Source organism: Ruegeria sp. AP7 (genome assembly GCF_056539905.1).
On sequence record NZ_JBQFVT010000001.1, the window covers coordinates 103504 to 128410 of the forward strand.

The following is a 24907-nucleotide window of genomic DNA, read 5'->3' on the forward strand; positions in this document are numbered from 1 at the left end:
AAAAAGGGGATGATCGTGCAGAATGCTTTTGCCGAAAACGCGCAGGAAAAAGCACTATCTGTCAGAGAGTTGACCAAGGACTATCCTGGCGTGCGGGCTGTGGATACCGTGTCTTTCGACATTGAACGCAACACCGTGCATTGCCTTGTCGGCGAGAACGGGGCCGGAAAATCGACCATTGTAAAGATGCTGACCGGCGCGCTGGCCCCGACCAGCGGTTCGATGGCCATTCTGGGTCAGAGTTTTGAGCCGAACAGCACGCAGGACGCCCGCGAAAGCGGTGTGGGGACGCTGTTTCAGGAACTGCATGTGGTCGATCAGCTGACCGTTCTTGAGAACCTGACCTTGGGGATGGAGGCCAGCCGGTTTGGCTTTTTGGTCAAGTCCAACCTTGAAGATCGTGTCGTCGAAACCCTTGCCGCGATAGAACCGACGATTGACCCCAAAGCACGTGTTTCATCGCTGAGTGTGGCGCAGAAACAGATTGTCGAGATTGCCCGCGCGGCCTCTTCCGGGGCTAATATTATCATTATGGATGAACCCACCGCTGCCCTGTCGGAGCGCGAGGTAGAACGGCTTTTTGGGGTCATCCGCCGTCTGCGGGACTCGGATGTGACGGTCATCTATATCTCGCATAAATTGGATGAGATTTTTGAGCTGGGCGATAACGTTACCGTCCTGCGCGATGGCAAGCACATCGCTACAAAACCTCTGGCAGACGTGAATGGTCGCCCAGAGTTAATCGAGATGATGGTCGGCCGTGCGATTACCCATGAATATGAACCGCGTGGTGAGATCGCGGGTAAACCGGTGCTAACGGTCAAGGGGCTGACCAACCACCTGCTGAAAGACGTGTCTTTTCACGTGAAAGGGGGTGAGATCGTCGGCTTTTACGGTCTGGTCGGCGCAGGTAAGACCGAGGTTGCGCGCGCCATCTATGGGGCCGACAAAGCCGACGGGCGGATCGATTTCAAGGGCCGCAAACGTGCGGCTTCTCCCAAGGAGGCTATCGCCGCAGGCATCGCTCTGGTGCCCGAGGAGCGGCGTACGCAGGGTCTGTTCACCGAACTCACGATCCGGCGCAACATTCCGATCATGAAGATCCGTAAACTGGCCAGTTTCGGCGTTTTTCAGGATGAGCGTGAGAGAGAAGTCGCCCGCGAATATGTCGGCAAGCTGGGGATCGCAACGAATTCGATTGAGAAATATGCCGAGAAACTCTCGGGCGGGAACCAGCAAAAGGTAGTCCTGTCGAAATGCCTGTTTGCAGATGCGGATATGCTGTTGCTCGACGAACCCACACGCGGCGTCGATGTGGGCGCGAAATCCGAAATCTACGACCTGATCCGCGATCTGGCCAACAATGGCCGCGCGATCTGCATCTTTTCATCCGAACTCGAAGAGGTGCTGGGTATCTGCGACCGGGTATTCCTGATGTACGACGGGCGCATCCAGGCTGAAATCAAGAACGGGACAGAGGTCGACATTCAGCATATCCTGAATGTTGTAACCGGCGGGGGCGGTGAAAACAAATGACCGATCAGGCAGTTGCAGGCCGCAGGCTGGCCAAACAGGACAACAGGCTGAGCGATGAGATGTTCATCACGTCTCTGGTGGCCGGGGCCGCTGTGGCGTTGTTCCTGCTGGCGTCCATTCTGGTGCCGAATTTCTTTCAGTTTCAGAATGTTGTGAATCTGGTGACAAACAACTGGGCGGTGATCTCGCTGGGCGTTGGGGTCACGTTCCTGCTGGTCTCGGGCAATTTCGACCTGTCGGTCGGAGGTATCGTGGCGCTGTCCGGCGTGCTGGCTGTGTGGTTCGCGCAGGCGACGGATGGGGCCAACACGCTGTCTTCGGGCTGGGGAATGCCCACGTGGCTGGCAATGGTCTGCGCGCTGATCGGCGCGATGTCGATCGGAGCCGTCAACGCCGCCTTTGTGGTCGCGCTGCGGGTGCCGTCGATCATTGTCACGCTGGGCACGATGATGCTGGCGCGCGGGATCGCTCAGGTGGTCACGCAAGGTTCGCAACGCAACACCAACCTGCCGGCGGATTTCGGGACATTGGGGAACATGACCATGTTCGGCACCTCGATCAAACTGCCGGTGGTGCTAATGGCGACCCTGATCCTTGTGGCGGTGTTTGTCGAACGCAAGACCGTCTTCGGGCGGCTAACTTATCTGATCGGCGCCAACCCCGTCGCCTCGCGCCTGTCAGGGGTCGACAATGCGCGGCATGTGGTCAAGCTATACCTGTTCAGCGCAGTGATGGCTGGGGGGGTGGGTATCCTGCTCGCGTCCGAGTTCAAATCCGGGTTCTCGAACCGCGGCACATTGATGGAGTTTGACGCGCTGGTGATCTCATTGCTGGGCGGTGTTGCAATCGCGGGCGGGTTCGGCTCTGTCATCGGAATGTTCTTTGGCGCGATCATTCTTGCGACAGTGACCTCGGCGGCCACTGGGTTGGTGCTGTCGCCAGACTGGCAATTCACTCTAAAAGCCATCGCCGTGTTCATCGCGATCATGGCCCAGACATGGGCCCTGGCCCGGAGGCATGCGGGATGACCGATTTGACCCAATCCCCAAATTCCGGTGACCGGCTAAAACGGTTCCTGAAAGACTACTACATCTATTTGGTCCTGATCCTTGTGGTCGTAGTGCTCAGCACCGCCAATCTGGACAAGTTCCCGCTGTTCGAGCGCGGCAACTTCCTGAGTGAGCGCAATATCATCAACATCCTGCGCGTTTCGGCCCCGATCCTGACGCTTGCAGGGGCGTTCACGCTGCTGATGATCTCGGGCTATATTGACCTTTCCGTAGGTAGCGCCATGAGCCTTAGCGCGGTGGTCTATGCCCTGTTGGCCATCAACGGTGTACCCTTTGTGCCTGCCTTTCTGGCAACAGTTTTGGCCGGCGTTCTGTTGGGTGCGATCAACGGCTTTCTTGTGATCCGATTAAAGATTACGCCGGTGATCGCCACGCTGATCACACTGAGTCTCTATAAAGGTATCGCACTATTGTTGGTCGAAGATGGCGTTTCGGCCATCAAATCCGGCGGAGGGTTGAAAATGCCGGGTTGGTTTAACGACTATGGTCGCGATGGCGTATTTTTTGGTCTGCCTTGGGCATTCTGGGTCGCCATTTTGGTCACGATCGCAATGATTGTCGCGCAGGATCGGATGAAGTTGGGGAAATACGCGGCAGCGACTGGGGGCAATCCAATGGCGGCGAAATTGTCGGGCATCGATACAGCGCGGACCGTGATCATCCTTTACGTGCTGGTTGGCATCTGCGCTGCACTGGCTGGGATCGCTCGGTCCAGTTTTATGTCGCTGGGCGATCCATTGTCAGGTGACGGTATGGAGTTAACCGCTATACTTGTAGTTCTGTTGGGTGGTACTGCCTTCAGTGGCGGTGAAGGGCGTGTTCTGAAGTCCTTTATCGGGGCTCTGATAATTATGTCCCTAACCGTCGGAATGTTGACACTGGTGCCCGCCTATTTCCAAACTCTTGTAGTGGGCACCGCGTTGTTGCTGGCAGCGGCGTCGAACCATTTGGTGAGCAGAAAGGACAGTGAAAGTTGAACGCAAGCGGACCTGACCCAAAAACCCTGCGCCTGATCGCACGTGTCCTGACCCTGCATTTTCAAGAAGGTCAACTGCAAGCCGAGATCGCAAAAAATCTAAAGTTGTCGACTGCAAAGGTTAACCGGCTTATCAAACAGGGCCGCGAAATGGGTATGGTCGAATTTCGTATTCACAGCCCGTTTCAGCGATTGTTCAACCTGGAAAACCAACTGAAACAGCGATGGTCCGGTGTTGAGTTTCTTGTGGTCGATACCGTCACCGAGAATGCGGGTACCACGCTGGATTTGGTCGGTAAGGCGGCAGCTCAGCATCTTCAGGACATCGTGAAAGAGGACGATGTCATCGCAATTTCGGGAGGCAAAGCCCTGAGCGTTGTTGCCAATCACCTCCAACCTCAAGGAGCTACGTCGAACATTGTCATACCAATGACGGGCGGTGTTCAGGGACAGCACTATACAGACGTAAACCATCTGGCAACGCGCATTGCAGACGGGCTTGGCGGTACGGCAACTCTTATCCACATTCCATTGCACGCAGATACCAAGGAAGAGCGCGACATGCTCCTGTCGGTCCGTGCGGTCAGCGATGTGCTCAATCAGGCACGGAACGCAAATGTCTCGTTGTTGGGGCTGGGTGCAGTAACCGATGAGGACGCGACCTACTACAAAGCTCATCCGTTGTCTGACGAGGAACGGGTAAAGCTGTACAACAGCGGAGTTAGGGCTGAGCTGCTCGGGCATCTGGTCGATTGTGAAGGAGAGTTGTGCAGTAGTGCGCTTAACTCCAGACTTGTCAGCCTACCGCTTTTAGACGCCAAGTTGGTTCCGATACGAATTGGCGTAGCGAGCGGTAAAGAGAAAGTCGAACCGATCTTAGCTGCATTAAATGGCCAACATATTAACACGTTGGTGGTTGATGAGGTAACGGCCCAATCAGCATTGGATAGTGTGAAAAATAGATAGCATCTCTGCTTCCCCCAGCTCTTCTGAGTGCCTGTATTACTCTTAGGCAGATCTGACTGGGTTTATAAGACCTAACAGCTCTCGATCGCAGACGCGTGAGATACGCTGGTGCGGATGCTTAGGCAACGGATCCGCTTTACCTCTCTCAATTTCCTCGAGAAACCTCAAAGAAGCGGTGCAATATATAATCTTTTGGCACGTTTCAACGCGACGCCGTTGTTTGGTCGCCCGAGCCTAGGAGGTGCCTCAATTTAGCACGTACTTGCTCGATCTGTTAATCCTGATGCTCAATTGATTATAGAAAGTAACTCTCAGGGCGCAGGTGGGCGGCTAAAGTACTGATGCATTTATACATTTTGAGCGAACAGCCCCATGAGATTTGGGTGGGTAGATGATCTATAAGTTGTGCGCTGGACTGAAAAACTTATAAAATACAAAGATTTAACAAAAAAATGGAGGCGAGTACCGGAATCGAACCGGTGTACACGGATTTGCAATCCGCTGCGTCACCACTCCGCCAACTCGCCTTTTCAAGCAATATCAAGTACTTGCTGTGGTGTGGTCGGCGTTCTAACAGCTTTCTGAGTGAACGTCCAGAGTTTTGAGTGCGATTGTTTCGGCTCTTGTACTAAATTCCGAAGCGCTCTGATAAGATCATTTTGCCGCGCCCGAATTTGCCGTCTGAGCCGTTGCTGCTGGCAGACGGATGTGGCACAAGCCAATAAGCAGAATGACAAGGATTGAGCGATCAAATGACAGATTTCGCAGCCCGGCGTCTTACGATGGTTGATACTCAAGTCAGGCCGTCGGATGTGACAAAATTCCCGATCATTGATGCGATGCTGTCAGTGGCACGTGAAAATTTCGTGCCGGATTCGCAGCGCGAGGCAGCCTATGTCGGTGATCTGATTGAATTGGGAGGCGGGCGTTGCCTGCTGGAGCCCAGAACTTTGGCCAAGATGTTGGATGTAGTGAATATTTCCAACGATGAAGTGGTTTTGGATATTGCACCTGGATTGGGTTATTCGACTGCGATAGTGGCGCAAATGGCTGAGTTGGTCGTGGCTGTGGAAACAGAAGACGATTTGGCGGCAGAAGCGCAGACACTTCTGATGGAAGCCGATGCAGATAATGCAATTGTTCACACAGGTCCTCTCGAACTGGGTGCCGTTGAGCATGGCCCTTATGATGTGATCTTGGTTCAGGGCGGTGTTGAGCAGTTGCCCGCCACGCTGCTGGATCAGCTCAAGGATGGTGGACGGATCGTCTGCCTGTTCATGGAGGGCAGTCTTGGGACTGTGCGGGTAGGTATTAAGGCTGCAGGTCGGATTTCGTGGCGCTATGCGTTTAATGCCAGCGCTCCTGTTTTGCCCGCGTTTTGCGCAGAGTGTGCATTTTCGCTATAGTTGGCAATAGAAGTATTTTGATGCCTTGATTACTTGAAAACACCAGCGCAAACTGCTCCGGTGGTTGCGTAATTTCGATTTGAGAGGATTTGGTAATGCGCGGGACGACGACAGGAAAGCTGCTCAAAGGTCTCACTTTGGCTGCTGGTATTGCGTTTAGTGCAATACCCGGACGGTCAGTTTGGGCTGACAATCTGACAGATGCGTTTATCGGTGCGTATAATACCAGCGGTCTGCTCGAACAGAACCGTGCGTTGCTGCGGGCAGCGGATGAAGACGTCGCAATTGCGCTGTCTGCATTACGTCCCATCATCAATTGGACAGTGCGTGTTAGCAGCGACTACACGCGGACCAGTACAAGCGGCCTAATCAATACGAACGAACCCTCCAGTTTTTTCTCGGGCCTTACGCTTAGCCAGTTGATCTATGACGGCGGCGCTTCGGTTCTGGGCAAGCAATCGGCGCAGGAAACCGTTCTTTCCACGCGTCAGTCTTTGATCGATATCGAACAGCAAATCCTAAATCGTGCAGCGAATGCTTATTTAGGTGTATTGCTGCAGGAAGAAACTGTCGCGATCCGCCAAAACAACGTGGAAGTGTCGGCCGAGGAACTCCGTGCCTCGCAAGACCGTTTCGAGGTTGGTGAAGTGACACGTACCGACGTCGCGCTGTCCGAGGCACAGTTGGCCAGTTCGCAAGCGGATTTGGCCGTTGCCCGTGGTAACCTGAGCATTGCGCAGGCTGAATACGTAAATGCAGTTGGCAAAACGCCCGGAAGGACGGCTGGCCAGCCGAGGTTGCCAAATCTGCCGCGTTCGGAATCCGATGCTGTCAATCTGGCGCAGCGTAACCACCCGGCTATCCTTTCGGCGCAGCATCAGGTTCGCGCGCTGGATCTGATCGTACAGCAACAGCGAGCTAATCTTGGACCGAATGTCAGCTTGAATGCTGATGCAGGTATTACCGAGAGCTATGACAACGACGATTATATCAACGATGCAACGATCTCGTTGAATTTCAACCAGCCGATCTATGCTGGTGGTGGTCTGGCGGCTGCAGTGCGTCGGGCGATGGCAACGCGTGACGCGTCTCGCGCGAATTTGCTGAATGTACAGAAAAACATCACGCAAGGAGTTGCGGATCGCTATGCAGCATTTCAGGCCGCTACGGCCAGCTTGCGGGCTTCGACCGAGCGTGTTCGCGCCTCGCAAGTTGCCTTTGACGGTATCCGCGAAGAAGCGACGCTAGGTGCGCGTACAACTTTGGATGTTCTAAACGCTCAGCAGGATTTGTTGGACGCACAGTTGGCTGAAGTTGCGTCTCGGACTGAGCGGTCTCGTGCTGCGTATGAGTTGCTGCAGGCGCAGGGTTTGTTGACGGCAGAACGTTTGGGGCTGGCGGTGCAGATTTATGACCCGACCTTGTATTACAACCTCGTCAAAAAGGCGCCATCGCAGGTTAGCAAGCAAAGCCGCGATTTGGATCGGGTGCTCAAGGCATTGCGCCGGGATTAAACAGTATCGCTACCTGTTGTGGCGATGGTTTTGATTGGCTACAATCGAACCAAGGTTAGGGCGGTAGAAAAATATGTCGGATCGTGTTGTAAACGCCAATATTCAGGACGTTCTCTCGTCGGTTAAACGAATGGTCGACGAAGACGCCAGTGGCGAATCGGAATTTATCTTTGTCCCTTCGCCCCCGGCGTCCAAGCCTGGACGGCTGGTTTTGACCGACGCCCTGCGCGTCAGCGAGGAACCGCTGATTGCCAAGAAGCGGGCACCTCTGAATTTGATGCCTCATAACAACGCAGGCGATGAGGCAGAAAGACAGGCGGCGAATACGCCTGACAACCCAGACGAACCGATGCGTTTGCAGCCCAACGATGTTGTGCCTGCCAAAGATACAGAGGTCAGCACCGAAGAACCAAAGCGTGACCTTGCGGGGAGTTTGAGCGCAAAAATCGAAGCCTTGGAAGCCGCGATCGCCCGGACTGAAGATCAGTGGGAACCGGATGGTGAAAGCGACGATGAGTACTCTGGTACAAAGACAAAGGCTGTCGAGTGGCCAGTGGGCAAGGGATTTGCGCAGTCTAAGGTCGCACAACCTGACACAGAGCCCAAAACAGAGGCCGTTTTCATACGCGATCCTTCGGTAAAAGCGGATCCGACACCAAAGCCCACCGGTGCAGTGTTTGAGGAGCAGCAGTTGCGCGAGCTTGTTGCGCAGATCGTCCGAGAAGAGCTGCAAGGCGCATTGGGCGAGCGGATTACTAAGAACCTGCGCAAGATGGTTCGGCGCGAAATTGTGCGGGCGTTGGCCACTGGGGATCGAGACTAATCCTCAGCCCCGATTTGGTGTCTGCGCCATCGAGAGAAGCAGGTCTAAATCCATGTGCCGCTCAAAATGGTCAGCAAGGTCGTCCAGAACCTGTTCGACGCCGTCTTCATAGGCGTTTTCTGATACAACGCCCAGTTCGGACAGGTAGCTTGCGCGAAACGCGTCTGATGTAAAAATGCCATGCAGATAGCTGCCGCGTATGCGTCCATCGGCGCTGGCGGCACCTTCTGGCCTCCCCCCGACCTGCAGCCACGCGCGAGCGCAATCCGGACCGTCGGTCCTACCCATATGGATTTCATAACCGCTGACGGGTTCCTTACCGGGTAGGGCGGTCGCTGATCGCAATGTAACCTGCTTTTTACCGGCCATAGTGGTGGTGACATCCAGCAGCCCCAAACCTTCGACGTGACCCGGGCGACCGTCTACGCCATCCGGATCCGCGATGGTTTTTCCCAGCATCTGATATCCGCCGCAAAGGCCCAGAACGTGTCCTCCCCGACGGACATGGGCATACAAGTCTATGTCCCAGCCTTGCGCCCGGAAATAGGCCAGATCGCCAATCGTGGATTTGCTGCCGGGCAGCAACACCAGATCAGCATCGCCGGGCAGGGGGCGGCCGGCAGGAATGATCTCGACCGTCACACCCGGTTCTGCCGAAAGTGGGTCAAGATCATCAAAATTAGCCATCCGCTCTAGCTGAGGCACAACGATCTTGCACGCACCGCCCGCGTGAGAGCGAATGTCCATCATATCCTCGGCAGGCAGCTTCCATGCATCGTGAAACCACGGCACCACGCCGATGCAGGGCCAACCGGTCCGGGCCGCGATGTCATCGCGACCTTCGTCAAATAGGGACACGTCGCCTTTGAACCGATTTATGGCAAAGCCTCGGATCATCTCGAGATCCCTTGCGTCCAGGACTGCCTGTGTTCCAACGATTTGGGCGATCACTCCGCCACGATGGATATCGCCGACCAGAACAACCGGAACGTCAGCGGCACACGCAAATCCCATATTGGCAATATCACCCATGCGCAAATTGGTCTCAGCTGGGCTGCCTGCGCCCTCGATCAACACCAAATCGGCATCGCGGCACAGCCGGCCGAAGCTTTCCAAAGCCGCACCCAGAAGCTTGGATTTATCTTTGCGGTAGTCGCCCGCTTTCATTGTGCCTGCGCGCTTGCCCTGAAGGATGATTTGCGCGCCTGTGTCGGTTTCTGGTTTCAACAGGATCGGGTTCATGTCGGTATGCGTCGGCCGTTTCGCCGCCCGCGCCTGCAGGGCTTGCGCGCGCCCGATTTCTCCACCGTTTTCAGTAACAGCGGCGTTGTTTGACATGTTCTGCGGTTTGAACGGAGCAACCCTCAGCCCGCGTCGGGTATATGCGCGTGCCAGTCCGGCCACCAAAACCGATTTTCCGACATTGCTGCCGGTGCCTTGAATCATGATGGACCACGCCATGGCCTGTCTCCTATGTTGACGCGCAGATGACCTGATTTAAGGGCAAAGGGAAAGCCCCCTATGAACACACCTGCGCATCTTTTGATCGGCGTCGCCGCTTTTGCACGCCCAGCCCAAGGAGCCGCATTATGGGCAGCGTTGCTTGGATCGTTGTTGCCGGACTTGTCGTTGTATGTGATGGCAAGTGCCTCGCTGTATATTCTGAACATCCCGGCACAGGTTGTATTCGACCAGCTTTACTTTTCGCCAGCCTGGCAAACGGTGTTCGCCGTCGACAACTCGTTCTTTGTGTTGGGAACAGCGCTTGGCCTAGGGCTGTGGCGAGGTTGGCACCTATTGACCATAGGTGCGTCCGCAGGGCTGCTGCACTTGGTGATGGATTTCTTTTTGCACGCAGGAGATGGTCGGCCACAATTCTGGCCGCTCAGTTCTTGGGTCTTCGACAGTCCCATCAGCTATTGGGACAGCACGCATCAAGCCATGTGGGTCGCGCCCATATCCATGGCGGTGTGTTTGGCGGCCTATGCGGTGTTGTGGCAACGCGGCCTTTCGATAGGGGCTAAGCTCTTTTTTGCTGTTTTTCTTGCGGCCGAGCTCTGGGTTGCAAGGCAATGGATAATGTACTTTTAGTCTGGCCAAAGAAAAACGCGCCCCGTCGTCAGGGCGCGTTTTTTCAATCGGATGCGGGGTTCAATCAGGCCGCTTCGGCCTGCTGAGCCGCATTCCGGCGTTCGCTTTCTTCGCGTGACAGAGCCACCGAAGTCCGGACGCCGCGACCGACGAATTCCATCAATCCACCAACAACCCGCTCATTGGGATCGATACCGGCGCAGGACAGTACTTCGCGACCATCGCGCGAACGGGCCCAGCGGGCAATTTGTTCTGGCCCATTGCCGTATTTCTTGTCGTCAGCGATGGCATCATCCAGAGCAGCCAGTACAACGGCTGCGAAAAGTTTGCGTGCACGATTGCCTTGTTCGTTATTGAAGGCAGTGCCGTCAACGAAATCTCTCATCTCGTTTTTCCTGTTTTTCTTGCTCTTGCAATTTTCGGCGTGACGGTCCTTATGACCTATTACATGCGATTCGGATACACCTAAATCGCATAACTACGTTGCGTCATTTGCATGGCTCGCTGCATGTGCAGCACTAGGTTTCGTTGTCTTGTCAGGTGTGGTCACGCCAGATATAGGGACAACAACTGACGCATCAACCGTTTGTGAAGGATTTAAGTCATGCCCAAGATAAATGGGAACGAAATTCGCCCCGGCAATGTGCTTGAGCATAACGATGGGCTGTGGGCGGCTGTTAAGGTGGATCACGTAAAGCCCGGTAAAGGCGGTGCTTTTGCACAGGTCGAACTGCGCAACCTGCGCAATGGCTCAAAACTGAACGAACGCTTTCGTTCTGCGGACAAGGTTGAGCGCGTACGGCTTGAGCAAAAAGATCAGCAGTTCCTGTACGAATCCGATGGCATGTTGGTGTTCATGGATTCTGAGACATACGAACAGATCGAGCTGCCGTCGGAATTGCTGGGTGAGCGCCGCCCGTTTCTGCAGGACGGCATGACCATTGTTGTCGAATTCTACGAGAGCGAGGCGTTGAACGCGACGCTGCCGCAGAAAGTGACTTGCAAGATTGTCGAGACCGAACCGGTCGTCAAAGGGCAAACCGCTGCAAACTCGTTCAAACCTGCAATCTTGGATAATGGCGTCAAGGTCATGGTTCCACCGTTTATTGGTCAGGATGAAATGATCATCGTGAATACAGAAACGATGGAATATTCCGAGCGCGCCTAAGCTTGTTCCAACCACATTCGAAAGACCGCATCCTTCAGGTGCGGTCTTTTTTGTTGCGCGGTCGCCGGTATCGCTCGGGGTCTGGACCGAACAGTTCAAGCATCAATTCGAACTTGATGCGATTGGCACTGACTTGGCGATAGAATGCGATTAGGAATGCGGTTGGACCTTGTATGCGTGTTAGCCCGCTGGTGGCAGCAACCACGGTGCCGACGTCCGTACGCCCCTGCAAAACCAGCCATCCGCCAAGCATCAAGATGCCAACCGTCCCGGCACCGTTGATCACGCTCAGCAAGAATTTGGCAGATAATTTCCAGATGAACATGCGACGGCGTGTTTCGTATATTTCATCAAACAGTGCGTCGATATCTGGAGATACAGCCTCGATATCTTCGGTCGTCAAACGGTCTGTCGAATTGCGCAGAATACGGACCCGTTCGGCGACAAAGACGTTCACGCGCCGTTGCGAGACCAGAACAATAATGATTTGCGGAACGATCATCGAAAACGCGATCAGACCCAGGCCGGGTTGTGTGGATGAGATATAGCCAATCACACTGATCAACGTTCCGATCTGAACAACGGGGTCGGAAAAGGCGCCGCCTGCAAATTTACCAAGCTCTTCAGCCTCGGCAGAGACGGCAGTGCTCATGGTTCCTTTACGAAAGGATTCTCCGGTTTGGTTGAGGTCAGCTGCGCGCACCAACAGGCGTTGACGGATCATGCGGATCAGGTCCTCGCCCAAAGTGCCCGCCCGGTAGCCCAGCACCCATTTCAGGGCAAGGCTCAGCAAAATGACAGCCATCATGCCAGCGCCTAATGTCAACAATCGCTCGACCCCGACATCTGCCGAAGTCAGATGGTTGATGATGTCGCGCTGAAATTCCAGCGGAACTGCAGCTAGCGCTGCGACTGCCAATGACAGCAGGATAAGTATTACTTGCCGGCCCGCACTGGCCCGCCAGATTGCCCGATACAGCCGGAACATCTTTTACATCCCTCTTGCAGTTCCGGCGCCAGTGTTACCGCGCAGCGCGATGGGTTCCAGCGAAAACGTGGCGCGAGGTTACCCGTGGGGTTAGTCGGTCAAACGCACGATCGCATCACCCGCCAGCATGTCCCCTTGGGCGCGATCAAGGCGCAGATAGGCAATCGCTTTGCCATTGGATTGCGTAAACAAAGTTCCGGCGGGCTTTCCACCAGACTGTATCTCGGTTCCGATCGGTGCAGCGCCCGTAATTTCAACAACACGCAAGCCTTTGCGCAGTTCGGTTTTGTGCTTCATGCGCGCGGTGACTTCCTGGCCAACATAGCAACCTTTTTTGAAGTCGAGGCCATTCAGGGCTTCGAAACCGGCTTCAAGTATGTAGCTGTCTGGCGTTAGTTCGATATTTGTCTCTGGAATGCAATGACGGACGCGGATCGCATCCCAGTCTGTACCATCTTCGTCTTCCGGTGCCGAAGAATAGCCGCGCCAGCCAAGATCGGGATGCCTCGGATCGGGCAGGGCGCCTTCTGGTGCGGAGCCTGTGCCGCGCTGCAGATTGAGGTCGGTCGCTTCGATCCCAACATCAGCACGCAGCTTGTACATCGTCAGGCGCTTATTCAGCGCGTCGGCCAGATCCTCTGCCACGTCCAGCAGAACCGATGATCCGTCCCGTTTCAAAAAGAAATCAGCCAGATACTTGCCCTGCGGGGTCAGCAGGGCAGCGTAGACCAACCCCCCATTCATCCGCTGTACGTCATTTGTGATCAGCCCTTGCAGAAAGCTGTCAGTATCCTTGCCGGCCAGGCGCAGAATGCGGCGATTGGGCATGGGTTGATCCTCGTCATTTGGTCTGGCCTCGTGATATAGGAGAACGCGCCGCCATGACCAGAGGGTATCAGACGTGTCCGCCCCAATCAGCATCGTGATCCCGACATTGAATGCAGGGCAGGAGCTGCCAAGTACACTGCAATCGCTGATGGAAGGTCTGCAACAGGGACTGATCCGCGAGTTGATCGTCAGCGATGCTGGTTCGGATGATCACACGCTAGAGATCGCTGATGAGGCAGGGGCCAGGATCGTGTCAGGCGCCCCATCACGCGGCGGGCAATTGCGGAGGGGATGCGCTGAGGCCAAGGCTGACTGGTTACTGATCCTGCACGCGGATACCGAGTTGCAACCGGGCTGGACCGCAGCGGTTGCAGAGCATCTGAACACAGGCCAACCTGCGGCCTTTCGTTTGCGGTTCCGCGCCAAGGGCGTGGCCCCACTCTGGGTTGCTGGCTGGGCGAATTTGCGCAGCCGCCTGTTCGGGTTGCCTTACGGCGATCAGGGACTGTTGGTCCAGCGCCAGACCTATCTGTCGGCGGGTGGGTATCCGGATCAGCCATTGATGGAAGATGTCGCCCTGGTTCGCGCCCTGCCGCGCTCGGTGCTGTTAAAAGCGAATGCGGTTACGAATGCGGAACGCTATATCCGTCAGGGCTGGTTTCGGCGGGGTGCGCGGAATCTCTGGACATTGGCGCGCTATTTTCTTGGGGCTGATCCGGCGAAGTTGGCAAAGGCGTATCGGGGATAAAGGCGGTGCGCAGTTCAACAATGGACTTGCCGAGGCGAAACGGGGCCGCGAAACTGACCAGACATAGGGCGATGATCTGTAAGACCAGAATATGCGCATTGGCCTGCAGATATTCCCATTCCTCCTTCAATTTGCCCACCTGATCAATCAGATCGTCATAGCTCTGGGCGAGGATCAGGTAGTCGCCTGCGATGGCAGGTACTTTGCGGCGCATGTTGTCAACTGCGGCTTGCGTGGTTTCATCCAGAGAGGTGAACACTAGAAACTGCTGGATATCAAAAGCATCGGCCTTTGCGGCCATATCGCGAGCCTCTTCCATCTCGTCCTTTGATGTCCGGCCAAACAGGAAATGCAGCCCTTGCAGCGGTGCAACTTCGTTTGTGACCGCAATAAAGAGCGGTAAATCGGCATTGCTGGCGGTCGAGGCAGACAAGAATTCCACCTTTTCACACAAAACGGCGGTATCGGGATCATATGCCGGGTCGCAAAACCGCAGTCGAAAGCGTGCTGCGTCGCGGTCGAAGGCCAGAGTTGCAGCATAGGCTACGTCAATTTGCCGATCCAATCGTGAGCTGTCTGATGTGTAGAGCCCCGCCAGTACGGCGACCAATGCGCCGATCCCGCCCAAAACCACCCAGACAAGATCTGCCAGTTTCCAGGCTCGGTGTCCCGCTGGCTTCCGGAATAAGAAGCCGGTTCCCAATAGGCCGATCAGAAACGAAAGAATAAGCAACGGTAGTTGATTGTCGGCAATAAATGTCATGTGTACAGAATGTACGGTCTGAGGTTGTTCAGACAATAGTGTTCACGCGCAGTTGTATCTCATGACACCACGAAAAAGGCGTCAGGATCCCGAGCTTTGGCCGAATTTGCGGAACAGTTTGGTCCTGTCGAATGCCTGCTCAAGCTCTTCGGTACGTTCTTTCACGCTGTCCCACAGACGTTCTTGCATTTCGGCGATCACACATTCCAACAGTACCAGGATCGAGGCCATGGAATCCCACGCAGACGGAACCGCGATACGCGCTGCAAATGTGTGCTTTGCCAGCCGATGGATCGGCGAACGCCATTGATCCGTCAGCAGCACGACCTCGGCGCCTCGTTCATGGCAAAGCTGTCCGATCAGCAGCGTGGTGTTTTCGTACCGCCGCACATCCAAGGCCACCAACACGTCCCCTTCACGCACCTCAAGCAGATCATGGGTCCAGGAGGCCGCATCTGATAGCAGTTTCACGTCGGGCCGTATCATTTGCAGGTGCAGATATAGATACTGCGCCAGCGTCCCGGTAATGCGTCCTCCGGTTATGAAAATGCGTCGATCCGGATCGCACAATAGGCGGCAAAAGCTGTCGAACTCTTCCGGAGCCACCTCATCGATTGAACGCCGTTGGTTGTCCAGCGCCTGCCGGGAATAGCGGTTTAGGATATGTTCCTCTGGCAGATCATTTTGCCAGACATCCCGCTTGGCAACGGGACCCGAGATCATCTCTTTCACTTCGCTGCGGATAGCGGCTTGAAACTGAGGGTAGCCGCCAAATCCGGTTTTCTGTAGCATACGCGCGACTGTCGTGGTTGAAACCGAGGCGATGCTTGCAAGTTCCGTAATGCTGCCAAGACCTGCCATTGGATAATCATCCAGCAGCACATTCACCAATTGCCGCTCCGATGGGGTCATCGTTTCGCGATGGGCAAGGAGTCTTTCAGTTACGCGCACGGATTACATCCTCTTTGGTTATCCACCATCTAATGTGCAATATTTGACATCTGAAACGGTTGTGTGGGATATTTTACAGGAAAATTATTGACAGGTTAAGGCTGGGTGTAGAAATTTTTCCCCATGGAATCGCACAACAACCTTTCGCCGATCGGGCATCTGGATTTTGGATCAGTTGTTCACGCACGCGAACCGGCGGACAGCCCATCGGTCATCGTGGTTTGTGAACATGCATCGTGCCGGATTCCCAAAGAATTGAGGGACTTGGGTCTAAACGCGGATGCTTTGCGCAGCCATATCGCATGGGATCCGGGTGCTTTGCCTGTCGCGCAGGCTATGGCACGACAAATGTCTGCTTCATTGATCTACGGAGGCGTTTCGCGGCTTGTTTATGACTGTAATCGGCCACCTGAAGCCGACGATGCGATGCCTGCTAACAGCGAGGATTTCGCCATTCCGGGCAACGCCTCCCTGTCCGACGCTGATCGCAAGGCCCGAGTCGATGAGGTCTATAAGCCATTTTGTTTGGAACTTGCAGGAATGTTGGATCGTCATCGCGAAACGCTTGAGTTGATGGTGACAATACATAGCTTTACGCCCGTGTATCGGGGACAGAAACGGACTGTCGAATTGGGCTTATTGCATGGCGAAGACGAGCGCTTTGCGTTGAAAATGCTGGAAAAAGCCCCTGCGGACCTACCGCTGAAGACGCGCCTGAATGAGCCATACTCAGCCCGCGACGGCGTGGCACATACGCTGGATGTTCACGCGAAACCAAGAGGTTTGCTGAACGTCATGATCGAAATTCGCAATGATCTGATCGAGACGCCTGAGCAACAACAAGCGATTGCTGATGATCTGGTGCACTGGATCGAAAACACGATGAGCGCGATCCAAAGCGAGGGCGCGCGGCAATGAAAATGATGGCCGCATATGTGCGCATCGTTGATGCGGTGAACTATCGGATCGGGCGGGTCATGATGTGGGGCCTGTTTGTGATGATGGGTATTTTGCTGTGGTCCTCGATCTCGAAAACGTTCTTTCTACCTTCGCTCTGGACGCTGGAAATGGCGCAGTTTGCAATGGTGACCTACTACATCATAGGAGGTCCGTACTCGATCCAATTGGGTTCGAACGTCCGGATGGATCTGTTTTATCACAATTGGAGCCCGCGCCGGAAAGCTTGGTTCGACGCCTGCACGGTGTTGTTACTGATCCTATATCTAGGCGTGCTGTTCTATGGTGGACTTGGTTCGACCGCCTACAGCCTCGGCTATTGGGGCGATGAACCGGTTTCCTATTTCACAGGTCTTCTGACCGGCAGTGAAGAGATCGGGAGACTTGAACGCTCATCAACTGCATGGAGGCCCTATATCTGGCCGGTCAAGGCAATTATGGTGTTCGGCTTCTTTCTTATGCTGCTGCAAGCAATTTCTGAACTCTTCAAAGACATCGCACGGATCAACGGGCAGGAAATCGGGGTCAGCCGGGCATGAGTCAGGAATATATCGCCATTTTCATGTTTGCCTCAATGATGCTGATGCTGTTTACAGGCCAGCGCGTTTTCGGGGCCATCGGCGCGGTTTCGGCGATTGCGGCGCTGGCACTGTGGGGAACAGGCGGGCAGGATATTCCCTTTTCGGCCGCGATGAAACTGATGAAGTGGTATCCGTTGCTCACGCTGCCGATGTTTATCTTCATGGGTTATGTTCTGAGCGAAAGCCGCCTGGCGGACGACCTCTATCGCATGTTTCACGTTTGGATGGGGCCGGTGAACGGAGGCCTTGCGATCGGTACAATCGGGCTGATGGTTCTGGTTTCTGCTATGAACGGCCTCAGTGTCGCCGGAATGGCCATTGGGGCGACAATTGCTTTGCCCGAGCTTTTGCGGCGCGGATACGACAAGACCATGGTGACCGGGGTCATTCAAGCCGGATCGAGCCTGGGGATTCTCGTGCCGCCTTCCGTGGTTCTAGTGCTGTATGCCATGATCGCGCGGCAACCTGTGGGTCAACTGTGGTTGGCCGGTATTGTGCCCGGGCTGCTGATGGCGTCAATGTTCATCCTCTACATATGGATACGCTGTCGCATTCAACCTCAGCTCGGCCCAGCGATGGAGGACGCGCACGAAGTGCCTCGGGCCGAAAAAATCCGGTTGTTGGGGGCAGGCGCTCTGCCGCTGATTATCTTCGCGTCCATGATGATCCCCTTCGTCAATGGCTGGACCTCGCTTGTTGAAAGTTCAGCGATCGGGGCGCTGGCGGCTTTAGCGGCCTCGGTTCTCAAACGCCGGATGACGTGGAAAATCTTTGAAGACTGCACCAAGCAAACGCTGGCCATATCCTGCATGTTCATGTGGATCATTCTGGCCGCACTGGGATTTGGAGCCGTATTTGATGGATTGGGTGCGGTTAAGGCCATCGACAATCTGTTCACCGAACAACTCAATCTTTCACCATGGATGATCCTGATCCTGATGCAGCTCAGCTTTATCGTAATGGGCACGTTCCTCGATGATACCGCGATGCTCGTCATCGTTGCTCCGCTATATGTACCGCTGGTGGGCGCATTGGGTTTTGATCTGATCTGGTACGGCGTGCTTTATACGATCACGACCCAGATCGCCTATATGACGCCGCCATTCGGCTACAATCTGTTCCTGATGCGAGCGATGGCCCCGCCCGAGATTACGCTTCGCGATATCTATCGCTCGATCTTTCCTTTTGTGGGCGTAATGGTTCTGGCGCTCGCAATAATCATGATCTTCCCGGAAATAGCGCTTTGGCTGCCCGGATATGTTTACGGAAATTAACCAGAAGGCCCGGCAAACGGGCACTTGAACTTTAACGGAGAGGAAATTGACATGACGACAAGACGTAAGTTTCTCAAAACTGCTGGGGTGGGGGTTGCAGCTGCACCTTTGGCCGCACCGGCGCTTGCGCAAAGTACGATTACATGGCGAATGCAGACCTATGCAGGGCCAGCGCTTGCGGCCCATGTGATCGATCCAGCCATCGAGATGTTCAACAAGATCGCCGGTGACCGAATGCAGATCGAGTTGTTCTACGCCGATCAGCTTGTGCCCACCGGAGAGCTGTTCCGTGCCATGCAGAAGGGCACCATCGATGCGGTGCAGTCGGATGATGACTCGATGGCTTCACCCACCGAGGTCACTGTTTTCGGCGGCTATTTCCCATTTGCCTCGCGCTATTCGCTGGATGTGCCGGTTCTGTTCAACCAGTGGGGCCTGAACGAGATCTGGGATGAGGAGTATTCCAAGGTCGGCGTCAAACATATCAGTGCCGGCGCCTGGGATCCCTGCCATTTTGCCACCAAGGATCCGATCAACTCGTTGGAGGATATGAAGGGCAAGCGCATCTTCACCTTCCCGACTGCTGGCCGGTTCCTGTCGCAGTTCGGCGTGGTTCCTGTGACCCTGCCGTGGGAAGACATCGAAGTCGCGGTGCAAACCGGAGAGCTGGATGGCATCGCGTGGTCAGGCATTACCGAAGATTACACCGTCGGTTGGGCCGATGTTACCAACTACTTCCTGACCAATAACGTATCGGGCGCCTGGGCGGGTCACTTCTTTGCCAATATGGACCGTTGGAACGAACTGCCCGAAGACTTGCAGACGTTGTTCCGCGCTTGCTGTGATCAGTCGCACTATTATCGCCAGTGGTGGTATTGGGGTGGTGAAGCCAACCTTCGCGTCAATGGCACCAAGATGCAACTGACCACAATTCCAGATGCCGAATGGGCGCAGGTCGAAGAAGCGGCTGTCAAATTCTGGGATGAGATTGCAGCTGAATCCGAGACCAAGGCCAAGGTTGTTGAAATCTTCAAGAAATATAACGCCGAAATGCAAAAGGCCGGTCGGCCCTATCGCTACGGCTGACCCAACTCGACCGGTCCGCGAGCGAGCGGGCCGGTCGCAACTTAGCAAAAAATTTTCGTCGAGTTTTCTCGATCAAACTGGACGAATTTTTGATCCCGTTACACTAGGCGCGGCGCTCTGTCAGGCACACAATCTACCAACATGGGCCTACGAGACGCATTCATCCGAACGTTTCCAATACCCCAACCAGACATTCGTCGAATGTGCCTTCATCGACCCAAATGTCATCCAACGGAGCGGGGACAATACTCCTGTGCTTTGAGTGCAGTGCAGTAATGGACTTGCAGACCCTATCCTTCACCTCACATATTGGTCACAGGTGAGGGAGTTTTTCATGACAAAAGAGATTGTTCTGATCCACGGAGCTTTTGCCGGGCCGTGGTGCATGCAGAATTACGCGGAGTTCTTTCGCGCACGCGGCTGGTCGGTACACACGCCTGCGTTGCGGTATCATGGCGGCGACCCTAACGCCGAACCTGATCCGGGCCTGACCGAAACCAGCGTCTTGGATTACGCCAATGACATAGCTGAATTCGTTCAGGGTTTGGACAGCAAACCTGTGCTGCTGGGCCATGCCATCGCGGGCGTAGTGGCACAACAGGTGGCGTCTCGTGGTTTGGCCAGCGCCATTGTCCTGATTAACCCGAACGCAGCCTGGGGAACATTGCCCGAAACCGACGACGAACGCGCCGTGCCGCGCGCTTTGATGGAAGGTGGGGCGTTCTGGAAACAGCCCATGCGCGTCGATTTCGACCTGATGGCCCCCTTTGCGCTGAACAAGATGCCAGAGGCACAGCAGCATGAGGTGTTTAACCAGCTTGGCCCGGAAAGCGGGCGGGTGATGTTCGAGATGTTCTTTTGGATGTTCGACGATCACCACGCAATGAAGGTGGACATCGACAAGGTCGACTGCCCGGTTCTGATCGTCTCAGGCACCGAGGACCGGGCCGTGAACCCCAATACCTGCCGCGCGCTGGCGAAGCTTTACGGAGATCGCGCGACGTTTCTGCCCGTAGAGAACCACGCGCATTTTTTGTTCATGGAACCGGGCTGGGAAGGCCCAGCCGGACAGATCGCCGATTGGCTGGATCAGAAGCTGGGGTAGGATGGGGTTTTACCCCATCGCTCCCGGTACGCTTTGATGGGTTGGAAACCCATCCTACTTCAGTTGTTGGTTTGAAACGTGCTCTGCGGTTTCCAGACCAGAGAGCCATCGTCATTGCGATGACACCGCAGCAGCCGTTCCTCGCGCGTGCTGATGGTTGAGGTGACGGTATTGTCGCCGGTCAGCAGGATGAAGGCGTCGGGCGAATAGGCCATGCCGTCATAATAGCAAAACCGCGTCTCGGCGCCGTCCGGAATGGGTGATGCGGTGCTGAGCATCTGCTGCGCGGGGGCTGCCGAGGCCAGCAGGGTCAGGGCAAGCCCGAGGGTTAGTGTTTTCATGTCGTCCTCCCGTTCGGAAAATTGTTGGTTGTTTATTTGGGTCTTGGACGCTCGGAACCTCAAATGTCGTTCTTGGATGACGGTTTGAGGTTAAGTGTGAACGAGATCAACGGGTTAGGCAAGGGGTTTGCGGTGTGCCGGGCTGAAGCCCGGCCTACGGGGTGTGGAGATGTGTGGCGCTATACATCCATTGCTTGATGCTTTGCATCAAGCACGCGCCCGACCCGCCCCCATGGGCGGGCGCGTTCCGCACCCACCCTCGGGTCGGGCGCGAGGTTCTCAAAATGTACGAAAGTAAATGTCTCATCCAGAGATAAATTGGATGTTACTTTTGCAATCTTGTGGACTGCTATTCTACGATTTTAAAGCCACGAAACGATGGTCTAGCGGTCTTCACTTCAACTTGATCGTAACCAATGAGGGCCTTCTGAAACTGCTGAGAAGTTAACGGCGAATCTGCGCCTATGATAACCTCTCGGAGCGCCAGTTGTTGATTGAAAGAACGAAAGAACAAGGCAGTTCCATTGCGCTTTTGCTCTTTCTCTTCAGTAGTCAATCCAGTGTATAGTCTCCATTCCTTTTCATACTTCCAGTGAACACTCTTTGTTTTTTGAGCGTAAGACACCTTGTCCAACAACTGCCCGCTTGATTTAAAGAACTCATAGTTGAATTTCTCGAACTTCTTTTTGTATTTTAATTTCGTAACTATCTCGCGCGCGACTTCGAAACCAAGACAAGCGCCTTTGTGGTATTGAGCATAGTGCCCCCACATAGATGGACCGTTCCATTCGCTACTAAAAGAGATAAACCCGGAAATCTGTGAAACCTCTGAGATTGCTTTCTTCCAGGCTTTTCTAGATGCTTTGTCTTTGCCAAAGTCAAAAGGCATCATCTCGAAGATATCGTTCACCTTATCTGGGAACGACAATTTCAAGCGACGCATTTCAACGTTGTCTAAAGCGTGCTCTGGACCGGTGAAGTAGTAGAGACGTTTTGTTCCACTACACATCCAACTCCTCCACAAACCGCGCGTTCTCCTGAATGTACTGGAACCGCAGTTCGGGTTTTTTGCCCATCAGGCGCTCGACCAGGTCGCCGGTCTCGCCGGGTTCGTCCTCGTCGATGGTGACGCGGATCAGTTTGCGCGAGGTGGGATCCATCGTGGTCTCTTTCAGGTCCTTGGCGTCCATTTCTCCAAGACCTTTGAAGCGCGAGACGTCGATCTTGCCCTTGCCGCCCAGACCTTTCTCAAGCCACTCGTCCCGCTCGGCCTCGTCCAGACAATAGACGCGCTTGGCGCCTTGGGTCAGGCGATAGAGGGGAGGGCAGGCCAGATACAGGTGGCCCGCGTCGATCATCGGGCGCATCTGGGTGAAGAAGAACGTCATCAGCAGCGAGGCGATATGCGCCCCGTCCACATCCGCGTCGGTCATGATGATGATCTTGTCATAGCGCAGGTCGTCGACATTGAACTTGGTGCCAAGGCCCACACCCAGCGCTTGGGTCAGGTCGTTGATCTCGGCATTGGTGCCCAGTTTCGAACTGGCTGCGCCCAGCACGTTCAGAACCTTGCCGCGCAGGGGCAGCAGGGCCTGTGTTTTGCGATCGCGGCCCATTTTGGCGGAACCACCCGCCGAGTCGCCCTCGACAATGAATAATTCGGTGCCGTCCCGTGTTGAACTGGAACAGTCCACCAGCTTGCCGGGGAGACGAAGTTTCTTAGTGGCGGACTTGCGTTGTGTTTCCTTCTCGGCCCGTCGGCGCAGGCGTTCTTCGGCCCTCAGGATGAGGAAGTCGAGGATTGCGCCTGCGGATTTCGTATCAGCCGCCAGCCAGTTGTCGAAATGGTCACGGACCGAGTTTTCGACCAGCCGCTGCGCCTCGACCGTTGCCAGACGGTCTTTGGTTTGGCCGACGAATTCCGGTTCCGAGATAAAGCAGGACACCAGCGCACAGCCGCCGGTGATCAGGTCGTCACGGGTGATCTGACCTGCTTTCTTGTTATTGATCAGCTCGCCATAGGCTTTGATGCCTTTGAGGACCGCAGCCCAGAACCCGGCCACGTGCGTTCCGCCTTCGGGGGTGGGGACGGTGTTACAGTAGGACTGGATGAACCCGTCGCGCGAGGGTGTCCAGTTGATCGCCCATTCGACCTTGCCGGGGGTGCCGAATTTTTCCTGAAAGTCCACGGTGCCAGCAAAGGGTTGCTCGGCATAGGTGGACGAGCCGTTCATGGTTTCTTTCAGATAGTCAGAGAGCCCACCGGGGAAGTGGAATGTGGCCTCGGTTGGCGTTTCACCGTCATCGATGGCAGATTTCCAGCGGATTTCGACGCCCGAGAACAGGTAGGCCTTGGAGCGGATGGATTTGAACAGCCGCGCCGGTTTGAACTTGTGATGGCCGAAAATCTCGGCGTCCGCATGGAAGGTAACGGTGGTGCCGCGCCGGTTGGGCGCCGCGCCCACTTTTTGGACGGGGCCCAGTGGGATCCCTCGTGAAAAGCGTTGCTCGTACAGCTGCTTGTTGCGCGCCACTTGAACGACCATAGAATCCGACAAGGCATTGACCACCGACGCGCCCACGCCGTGCAGACCGCCCGAGGTCTGATAAGCCTTGCCCGAGAATTTTCCGCCCGCGTGCAGGGTGCAAAGGATGACTTCAAGCGCCGATTTGTCGGGGAACTTGGGGTGCGGGTCGATCGGAATGCCACGCCCGTTGTCGCGTACGGTCAGGGCGTAATCGGAATGCAGTTCGACCTCGATCCGGTTGGCGTGGCCCGCTACGGCTTCGTCCATCGAGTTGTCTAGGATTTCAGCCACCATATGGTGCAAGGCACGCTCATCGGTACCACCGATATACATGCCGGGCCGTTTTCGAACCGGTTCCAGCCCTTCGAGCACCTCAATGGACGAGGCGTCATAAGTTGTGGTCGCTTCTGGTGTCAACAGATCGTCGGGCATGGGTGCTGCTCTTGTTTTTGAGTTTCCCCCATTATGGCAGGTGATGTGGTCCGGGGGAAGAGGGGCGCGAGGTGTTGTGTGCTGATTGTCGTTCAGTGCCACATTCCATTGCGTTTACAAGGACAGCCAAAGAGCATCGTTCTGATAGCCACCCTGGACACGTGCGTTTTGCTCAAGCACATCGGAATAATCATCAACCCAGTCACGGAACCGGTCGTTTGTTACGATGGCTGCGCCATGATCCCGGGCAACCTCGAGAACCAGCGGATCGGCAGGTGTACCCTTTGGCGCGACCATCACGTGGCTTGCAGGCAGCCCAAGCAAAGCTGCGAGAGTTTTGTCATTCATATATCGGTCAGAGATTTTGTATCCGATATTGGCGTCGAAAACGACACCCGGTGTCAACCCTTTTGCTTTCAACCTATCGACGACCTCGCGCACGGTGCTGATGTTCGGAACGCCGTCCTTCCAGTGCAGAACATTTGATCCATCGACGACAGCCCAGTTCCTAGGCGTCTTGAGGCGGCGCTGCCATTTTCGGAGCAGCAGTAATGCACTGACTATGGCACATGGTCCTGCCAGCAAAATCCATTCCGAGAGTTCAGGAGTGAAAGTGGCCGCAGCGGCGCCGAAGGCTGATAAGGCGAATATACAAATGAGAAAGCGCACGGTTGAATGTACATTGTCAGAAAGGTGTTTCAAACCGACCTATCAGAGATTCTGGGAAGCTGGCCAGCGTGTATCGGTGAAGCGAAACAGATTGTTGTAACAGGGC

The 24907-nt window shown here is 55.1% G+C and carries 24 protein-coding genes, 1 tRNA gene and 1 pseudogene; 15 read left to right on the plus strand and 11 right to left on the minus strand.

Annotated elements, in window-relative coordinates:
- Nucleotides 1–15 precede the first annotated feature (15 nt).
- The 4 genes from ACR0KN_RS00475 to ACR0KN_RS00490 are packed head-to-tail and all read left to right on the plus strand — an operon-like array spanning nucleotide 16 to nucleotide 4548.
- A complete protein-coding gene (locus ACR0KN_RS00475) occupies nucleotides 16–1536 on the plus strand; it encodes a sugar ABC transporter ATP-binding protein (protein ID WP_480650603.1) in 1521 nt (506 codons plus the stop codon).
- Nucleotides 1533–2564 (plus strand): ABC transporter permease, encoded by a 1032-nt coding sequence (locus tag ACR0KN_RS00480; protein WP_480650605.1) that lies wholly within the window; start codon nucleotides 1533–1535, stop codon nucleotides 2562–2564. The genes ACR0KN_RS00475 and ACR0KN_RS00480 overlap by 4 nt, the downstream gene beginning before the upstream one ends.
- Nucleotides 2561–3583, plus strand: coding sequence for an ABC transporter permease (locus ACR0KN_RS00485; protein ID WP_480650607.1), 1023 nt, complete (start codon nucleotides 2561–2563; stop codon nucleotides 3581–3583). The genes ACR0KN_RS00480 and ACR0KN_RS00485 overlap by 4 nt, the downstream gene beginning before the upstream one ends.
- Entirely contained in the window at nucleotides 3580–4548 is a 969-nt protein-coding gene (locus tag ACR0KN_RS00490) for a sugar-binding transcriptional regulator (RefSeq protein ID WP_480650609.1), read from the plus strand. Before ACR0KN_RS00485 ends, ACR0KN_RS00490 begins: the two co-directional genes overlap by 4 nt.
- A 453-nt stretch (nucleotides 4549–5001) precedes the next feature.
- On the opposite strand, the gene ACR0KN_RS00495 is transcribed toward ACR0KN_RS00490, so the two are convergent.
- Nucleotides 5002–5075, minus strand: a tRNA-Cys gene (locus ACR0KN_RS00495).
- Between the two features lie 225 nt (nucleotides 5076–5300).
- On the opposite strand from ACR0KN_RS00495, the gene ACR0KN_RS00500 reads away from it, so the two are divergent.
- The 3 genes from ACR0KN_RS00500 to ACR0KN_RS00510 all read left to right on the plus strand — a co-directional run bounded on the left by ACR0KN_RS00500 (nucleotide 5301) and on the right by ACR0KN_RS00510 (nucleotide 8291).
- Complete coding sequence (locus ACR0KN_RS00500) at nucleotides 5301–5954, plus strand: protein-L-isoaspartate O-methyltransferase family protein (protein WP_480650611.1); 654 nt, start codon at nucleotides 5301–5303, stop codon at nucleotides 5952–5954.
- 95 nt (nucleotides 5955–6049) lie between these two features.
- Complete coding sequence (locus ACR0KN_RS00505) at nucleotides 6050–7468, plus strand: TolC family outer membrane protein (RefSeq protein WP_170770251.1); 1419 nt, start codon at nucleotides 6050–6052, stop codon at nucleotides 7466–7468.
- A gap of 73 nt (nucleotides 7469–7541) precedes the next feature.
- Nucleotides 7542–8291, plus strand: a complete 750-nt coding sequence (locus tag ACR0KN_RS00510) for a hypothetical protein (protein WP_480650613.1) — start codon at nucleotides 7542–7544, stop codon at nucleotides 8289–8291.
- A 3-nt stretch (nucleotides 8292–8294) separates the two neighbouring features.
- Here the strand turns inward: ACR0KN_RS00510 and ACR0KN_RS00515 are convergent, their stop codons facing one another.
- Nucleotides 8295–9752 carry a cobyric acid synthase gene (locus ACR0KN_RS00515; protein WP_480650615.1) on the minus strand — a complete coding sequence of 486 codons (1458 nt, stop codon included), beginning with the start codon at nucleotides 9750–9752 and terminating at the stop codon, nucleotides 8295–8297.
- 60 nt (nucleotides 9753–9812) lie between these two features.
- Between ACR0KN_RS00515 and ACR0KN_RS00520 the strand changes: the two genes are divergently transcribed.
- Entirely contained in the window at nucleotides 9813–10382 is a 570-nt protein-coding gene (locus ACR0KN_RS00520; RefSeq protein WP_480650617.1) for a cobalamin biosynthesis protein CobQ, read from the plus strand.
- Nucleotides 10383–10446: 64 nt separating this feature from the next.
- On the opposite strand, the gene ACR0KN_RS00525 is transcribed toward ACR0KN_RS00520, so the two are convergent.
- Nucleotides 10447–10767: a DUF6280 family protein gene (locus ACR0KN_RS00525; RefSeq protein WP_008757056.1), complete on the minus strand. Its 321-nt coding sequence runs from the start codon at nucleotides 10765–10767 to the stop codon at nucleotides 10447–10449.
- A 219-nt stretch (nucleotides 10768–10986) separates the two neighbouring features.
- On the opposite strand from ACR0KN_RS00525, the gene efp reads away from it, so the two are divergent.
- The gene (gene efp, locus ACR0KN_RS00530) at nucleotides 10987–11550 is read left to right on the plus strand and encodes an elongation factor P (RefSeq protein ID WP_010439041.1); all 564 of its coding nucleotides are present in this window, start codon (nucleotides 10987–10989) and stop codon (nucleotides 11548–11550) included.
- A 34-nt stretch (nucleotides 11551–11584) separates the two neighbouring features.
- Here the strand turns inward: efp and ACR0KN_RS00535 are convergent, their stop codons facing one another.
- Nucleotides 11585–12538, minus strand: coding sequence for an ABC transporter transmembrane domain-containing protein (locus ACR0KN_RS00535; RefSeq protein ID WP_480650619.1), 954 nt, complete (start codon nucleotides 12536–12538; stop codon nucleotides 11585–11587).
- Nucleotides 12539–12628: 90 nt separating this feature from the next.
- A complete protein-coding gene (gene ygfZ / locus ACR0KN_RS00540) occupies nucleotides 12629–13366 on the minus strand; it encodes a CAF17-like 4Fe-4S cluster assembly/insertion protein YgfZ (protein WP_480650621.1) in 738 nt (245 codons plus the stop codon).
- Between the two features lie 73 nt (nucleotides 13367–13439).
- Between ygfZ and ACR0KN_RS00545 the strand changes: the two genes are divergently transcribed.
- Complete coding sequence (locus ACR0KN_RS00545; protein ID WP_029621734.1) at nucleotides 13440–14114, plus strand: TIGR04283 family arsenosugar biosynthesis glycosyltransferase; 675 nt, start codon at nucleotides 13440–13442, stop codon at nucleotides 14112–14114.
- A gap of 7 nt (nucleotides 14115–14121) precedes the next feature.
- Here ACR0KN_RS00545 and ACR0KN_RS00550 read toward each other — a convergent pair.
- Together ACR0KN_RS00550 and ACR0KN_RS00555 are read right to left on the minus strand one after the other, a co-directional pair.
- A pseudogene (locus ACR0KN_RS00550) lies at nucleotides 14122–14877 on the minus strand (hypothetical protein); the annotation flags it as partial.
- 81 nt (nucleotides 14878–14958) lie between these two features.
- On the minus strand, nucleotides 14959–15828 hold the full coding sequence (locus ACR0KN_RS00555; protein WP_170779195.1) for a MurR/RpiR family transcriptional regulator: 870 nt from the start codon (nucleotides 15826–15828) through the stop codon (nucleotides 14959–14961).
- Nucleotides 15829–15951: 123 nt separating this feature from the next.
- Between ACR0KN_RS00555 and ACR0KN_RS00560 the strand changes: the two genes are divergently transcribed.
- The 5 genes from ACR0KN_RS00560 (at nucleotide 15952) to ACR0KN_RS00580 (ending at nucleotide 20831) form a co-directional block, all read left to right on the plus strand.
- On the plus strand, nucleotides 15952–16746 hold the full coding sequence (locus tag ACR0KN_RS00560; RefSeq protein WP_480650624.1) for an N-formylglutamate amidohydrolase: 795 nt from the start codon (nucleotides 15952–15954) through the stop codon (nucleotides 16744–16746).
- The gene (locus tag ACR0KN_RS00565; RefSeq protein WP_010439060.1) at nucleotides 16743–17324 is read left to right on the plus strand and encodes a TRAP transporter small permease subunit; all 582 of its coding nucleotides are present in this window, start codon (nucleotides 16743–16745) and stop codon (nucleotides 17322–17324) included. Before ACR0KN_RS00560 ends, ACR0KN_RS00565 begins: the two co-directional genes overlap by 4 nt.
- Nucleotides 17321–18640: a TRAP transporter large permease gene (locus tag ACR0KN_RS00570; protein WP_010439063.1), complete on the plus strand. Its 1320-nt coding sequence runs from the start codon at nucleotides 17321–17323 to the stop codon at nucleotides 18638–18640. The genes ACR0KN_RS00565 and ACR0KN_RS00570 overlap by 4 nt, the downstream gene beginning before the upstream one ends.
- 51 nt (nucleotides 18641–18691) lie before the next feature.
- Nucleotides 18692–19726 carry a TRAP transporter substrate-binding protein gene (locus tag ACR0KN_RS00575; protein ID WP_010439065.1) on the plus strand — a complete coding sequence of 345 codons (1035 nt, stop codon included), beginning with the start codon at nucleotides 18692–18694 and terminating at the stop codon, nucleotides 19724–19726.
- 334 nt (nucleotides 19727–20060) lie between these two features.
- Nucleotides 20061–20831 carry an alpha/beta hydrolase gene (locus tag ACR0KN_RS00580; RefSeq protein ID WP_480650626.1) on the plus strand — a complete coding sequence of 257 codons (771 nt, stop codon included), beginning with the start codon at nucleotides 20061–20063 and terminating at the stop codon, nucleotides 20829–20831.
- Between the two features lie 59 nt (nucleotides 20832–20890).
- On the opposite strand, the gene ACR0KN_RS00585 is transcribed toward ACR0KN_RS00580, so the two are convergent.
- The 4 genes from ACR0KN_RS00585 to ACR0KN_RS00600 all read right to left on the minus strand — a co-directional run bounded on the left by ACR0KN_RS00585 (nucleotide 20891) and on the right by ACR0KN_RS00600 (nucleotide 24801).
- The gene (locus ACR0KN_RS00585) at nucleotides 20891–21172 is read right to left on the minus strand and encodes a hypothetical protein (RefSeq protein ID WP_170420982.1); all 282 of its coding nucleotides are present in this window, start codon (nucleotides 21170–21172) and stop codon (nucleotides 20891–20893) included.
- Between the two features lie 349 nt (nucleotides 21173–21521).
- The gene (locus ACR0KN_RS00590) at nucleotides 21522–22181 is read right to left on the minus strand and encodes a DUF2971 domain-containing protein (protein WP_480650628.1); all 660 of its coding nucleotides are present in this window, start codon (nucleotides 22179–22181) and stop codon (nucleotides 21522–21524) included.
- Nucleotides 22174–24132, minus strand: a complete 1959-nt coding sequence (gene parE / locus ACR0KN_RS00595; RefSeq protein WP_480650630.1) for a DNA topoisomerase IV subunit B — start codon at nucleotides 24130–24132, stop codon at nucleotides 22174–22176. Before parE ends, ACR0KN_RS00590 begins: the two co-directional genes overlap by 8 nt.
- 114 nt (nucleotides 24133–24246) lie before the next feature.
- Entirely contained in the window at nucleotides 24247–24801 is a 555-nt protein-coding gene (locus ACR0KN_RS00600) for an NYN domain-containing protein (RefSeq protein ID WP_480650632.1), read from the minus strand.
- Nucleotides 24802–24907 lie beyond the last annotated feature (106 nt).

What these genes read in the sequence shown, in the direction of transcription:
- ACR0KN_RS00480 (WP_480650605.1), top strand. Translation starts at nt 1,533, where the DNA reads ATGACCGATCAGGCAGTTGCAGGCCGCAGGCTGGCCAAACAGGACAAC.
- ACR0KN_RS00485 (WP_480650607.1), top strand. Translation starts at nt 2,561, where the DNA reads ATGACCGATTTGACCCAATCCCCAAATTCCGGTGACCGGCTAAAACGG.
- ACR0KN_RS00500 (WP_480650611.1), top strand. Translation starts at nt 5,301, where the DNA reads ATGACAGATTTCGCAGCCCGGCGTCTTACGATGGTTGATACTCAAGTC.
- ACR0KN_RS00505 (WP_170770251.1), top strand. Translation starts at nt 6,050, where the DNA reads ATGCGCGGGACGACGACAGGAAAGCTGCTCAAAGGTCTCACTTTGGCT.
- ACR0KN_RS00510 (WP_480650613.1), top strand. Translation starts at nt 7,542, where the DNA reads ATGTCGGATCGTGTTGTAAACGCCAATATTCAGGACGTTCTCTCGTCG.
- ACR0KN_RS00515 (WP_480650615.1), bottom strand. Translation starts at nt 9,752, where the DNA reads ATGGCGTGGTCCATCATGATTCAAGGCACCGGCAGCAATGTCGGAAAA.
- ACR0KN_RS00520 (WP_480650617.1), top strand. Translation starts at nt 9,813, where the DNA reads ATGAACACACCTGCGCATCTTTTGATCGGCGTCGCCGCTTTTGCACGC.
- ACR0KN_RS00525 (WP_008757056.1), bottom strand. Translation starts at nt 10,767, where the DNA reads ATGAGAGATTTCGTTGACGGCACTGCCTTCAATAACGAACAAGGCAAT.
- efp (WP_010439041.1), top strand. Translation starts at nt 10,987, where the DNA reads ATGCCCAAGATAAATGGGAACGAAATTCGCCCCGGCAATGTGCTTGAG.
- ACR0KN_RS00535 (WP_480650619.1), bottom strand. Translation starts at nt 12,538, where the DNA reads ATGTTCCGGCTGTATCGGGCAATCTGGCGGGCCAGTGCGGGCCGGCAA.
- ygfZ (WP_480650621.1), bottom strand. Translation starts at nt 13,366, where the DNA reads ATGCCCAATCGCCGCATTCTGCGCCTGGCCGGCAAGGATACTGACAGC.
- ACR0KN_RS00560 (WP_480650624.1), top strand. Translation starts at nt 15,952, where the DNA reads ATGGAATCGCACAACAACCTTTCGCCGATCGGGCATCTGGATTTTGGA.
- ACR0KN_RS00565 (WP_010439060.1), top strand. Translation starts at nt 16,743, where the DNA reads ATGAAAATGATGGCCGCATATGTGCGCATCGTTGATGCGGTGAACTAT.
- ACR0KN_RS00570 (WP_010439063.1), top strand. Translation starts at nt 17,321, where the DNA reads ATGAGTCAGGAATATATCGCCATTTTCATGTTTGCCTCAATGATGCTG.
- ACR0KN_RS00575 (WP_010439065.1), top strand. Translation starts at nt 18,692, where the DNA reads ATGACGACAAGACGTAAGTTTCTCAAAACTGCTGGGGTGGGGGTTGCA.
- ACR0KN_RS00580 (WP_480650626.1), top strand. Translation starts at nt 20,061, where the DNA reads ATGACAAAAGAGATTGTTCTGATCCACGGAGCTTTTGCCGGGCCGTGG.
- ACR0KN_RS00585 (WP_170420982.1), bottom strand. Translation starts at nt 21,172, where the DNA reads ATGAAAACACTAACCCTCGGGCTTGCCCTGACCCTGCTGGCCTCGGCA.
- ACR0KN_RS00590 (WP_480650628.1), bottom strand. Translation starts at nt 22,181, where the DNA reads ATGTGTAGTGGAACAAAACGTCTCTACTACTTCACCGGTCCAGAGCAC.
- parE (WP_480650630.1), bottom strand. Translation starts at nt 24,132, where the DNA reads ATGCCCGACGATCTGTTGACACCAGAAGCGACCACAACTTATGACGCC.